This window comes from Geoglobus sp. (genome assembly GCF_054018175.1).
Genome location: NZ_JBPLZQ010000021.1, coordinates 1 through 2,841, shown reverse-complemented (window position 1 = coordinate 2,841; position 2,841 = coordinate 1). Strand labels below are relative to the sequence as shown.

Below are 2,841 nucleotides of genomic sequence, written 5' to 3'. Positions count from 1 at the left end.
GCTTTGGAGGTGTGGCGAGCATTTTCGGCTTTCCCCTTCTCTGGCTTACGTTTCTCAACATTCTCGTCGGGATAATTATCGCATACGCCGTGGTTGGGAAACGGGTCAGGAAGAAGGGGCTTGAGGTTAACGCCCTTACCTTCCCGGAGCTGATGGGGAAGATATACAATTCCAGGTTCATTCAGATGTTCTCCGGGCTGATAATCTTCGCCTTCATGCCGCTCTACGCCGGGGTAGTGCTCATCGGTGCAGCGAGGTTCATAGAGGTTTCGCTGAACATAGACTACAACCTCGCGCTCTTCATCATGGCGCTGATAATCGCGGTATATGTCGTATACGGGGGACTCATAGCCGTGGTTTACACGGACGCGTTTCAGGGCACGATAATGCTCGCGAGCATGATATTTCTGCTTGTAATGACCTACGCGTGGTTCGGCGGAATAGTTCAGGCTCATGAAACGCTAACATCTCTAAATCCCGTGGCCATCAAGGTGTTTGCAGAGAAGATTCCCGGATACACGGGGTGGACGAACTTCCCCGAGCTTGGCAGCGCTGCATGGTGGACGCTCGTCTCGTCGCTCATACTCGGCGTGGGCATCGGCGTTCTCGCCCAGCCGCAGCTCGCCGTGAGGTTCATGACCGTGGCAAGCGATAGGGACCTGGACAGGGCCGTGCCGATTGGGAGCATATTCATCTTCTTCACAGTGGGAACAGCCTTCATAGTCGGCTCTCTCAGCAACGCTTACTTCATGTAGACGGTCGGCAAGCCGTCAATTGCTGTTGCGGGAGGAAATGTCGACAAGGTGATACCGGCGTACATCAACTCGTTCATGCCCGACTGGTTTGTTGCGGTGTTTCTTGTAACGCTGCTCGCTGCAGCCATGTCCACGCTGAGCAGCCAGTTCCACACAATAGGCAGCGCACTCGGAAGGGATGTGTTCCAGGCCGGTTTTCTCAAAGGGAGGTACGATGAGAGGACCGTGCTGATAACGAGGTTCGCCATAGCGGTGGGAATTCTGTTCAGCATCTTCCTCGCGTACATCCTGCCGCCGGGAGTTATTGCGAGGGGTACCGCGATGTTCTTCGCTCTCTGCGCCTCGTCGTTCCTTCCTGCTTACATAGGCGGGCTCTACTGGAGCAGGGCGAGCTCAGCAGGAGCCAAGGCAAGTATAATTGTGGGTTTCGCGACTTCAATGATATACATCGCCTTTTTCCACATAAAGGAGTCCAAGGCTCTTGGAATCGCGAAGATGCTCTTCGGAAAGGACGCTCTCGCAGGGTTTCCGTGGACGGTGATCGACCCGATGGTGATCGCCCTACCGCTTGCAACGCTGACCTTCGTGATCGTGAGCCTGCTCAGCAGGGAGAACCCTTCAGGTAGTTGAACTCCGCTTCCTCAATTTTTACCCTTTTGAATTCGCCTATTTTTCCTGATCTGACTATAACTGGCCTGTATGAATCCATTCTCGACAAAAACGTTCCGTTCTTCCCTGTTTTCGTTATCAGGACGGTTTCCGTTCTTCCAATGAATTTCAGGTTGTTCTCGAGCCCGATCTTTCTCGTGAGCTCGGTCAACTTCCTGCTCCTCTCCTTCTTTACCCAGTCAGGAATGTCCTTCAGCCTGTAAGCCGGGGTACCCCTTCTCGGAGAGAAGCGGGTTATGTTGACTATGTCCGGTCTCGTCCTCTCGATCAGCTCGTAGCTCTTCCAGAACGCCTCCTCGGTCTCCGTGGGAAATCCCACGATTATGTCCGTCGAGACCACCACGTCGTCAAAGCTCCTCCTGAACTCCTCAACAACGTGCTCGTAGTCCTCTGAGGTGTGACCCCTCCTCATGTCCTCTAAAACCCTATCGTCTCCGCTCTGAACCGGTATGTGGAGGAACTTGTAGATCTTCTCGCTGCTGAACGCGTTTATCAGGTCGTCGAGGATTGCAGCTGCGTGCTGGGGGTTCATCATGCCCACCCTGACCCTGAAGTCTCCCCCTATCTCGGCTATCCTGTCAAGGAGCTCTGCGAGGTTCGTCCCCCTGTCGAGTCCGTATGCACCGGTGTCCTGAGAGGTGAGCTGTATCTCCCTGTATCCAGCTCTGACTGCCATCTCCACCTCTCTCGCAATGCTCTCAACCGAGAAGCTTCTCAATCTCCCCCTCGCGATCTTTGTGGCGCAGTAGCTGCAGCTCCCGAGGCAGCCCTCGGAAATCGAGACTATCGCTATGGCGTTTTCGTTAAGCCTCCTCTTGTACGCACAGAGCTCGGACTTGTCCACCGACGTCACCTCAAGGATCTCCACCCTCTCTCCTCTTGCAACTCCCTCGACGGCCTCAGAGATCCTGTGAACGTTGTCGGGACTGACGAGGGCGTCGCAGACATCTCCAAGAGCCTTTCTCGAAATTCTCGACAGACAGCCCGTTGCTATCACCTTCTTGCCGCTGTTCTTCAGCTCCCTGATCCTCCTGACGATTTTCCTCTCGGTGAAGTCTATCACTCCGCACGTGTTCACGACCACGACATCTGCCTCATCAGGAGCTTCGACCAGGTCGTGTTTCTGAGAGAGTATACCCCTCATTATGTCCGTGTCGGCCTGATTCGTCGTGCAGCCGTACGTCTCGATGTAAACCCGCATTCCACATGCCATGATTCGCTCTGAATATTAACCTTAACCCTCAGGATAGTTTTAAATAATTAATAGCCAAAAATTTAGCATGGCGCTGGGAGTTGAGGGTCGGAGTATTACCGAGGTGAGGCCAGAGGAAATAAACAGGGTCTGGCTGAAGCACTATGACGAGTGGGTTCGCGATTCTCTCGAATATCCGGAGGTTCCGCTTTACGCTCTTCTGGA

Annotated in this window: 1 protein-coding gene and 1 pseudogene; one reads left to right on the top strand and one right to left on the bottom strand. The window is 53.9% G+C overall.

The genetic code is table 11. The annotated features are described in order from the left end of the window. The first annotated feature begins 11 nt into the window (after positions 1–11). A pseudogene (locus tag ACXJJC_RS01615) lies at positions 12–1,385 on the top strand (sodium:solute symporter family transporter). Here the strand turns inward: ACXJJC_RS01615 and ACXJJC_RS01610 are convergent. Next, the gene (locus ACXJJC_RS01610; RefSeq protein WP_456368876.1) at positions 1,357–2,625 is read right to left on the bottom strand and encodes a tRNA (N(6)-L-threonylcarbamoyladenosine(37)-C(2))-methylthiotransferase; all 1,269 of its coding nucleotides are present in this window, start codon (positions 2,623–2,625) and stop codon (positions 1,357–1,359) included. The pseudogene ACXJJC_RS01615 and the gene ACXJJC_RS01610 overlap by 29 nt on opposite strands. Between the last annotated feature and the right edge of the window lie 216 nt (positions 2,626–2,841).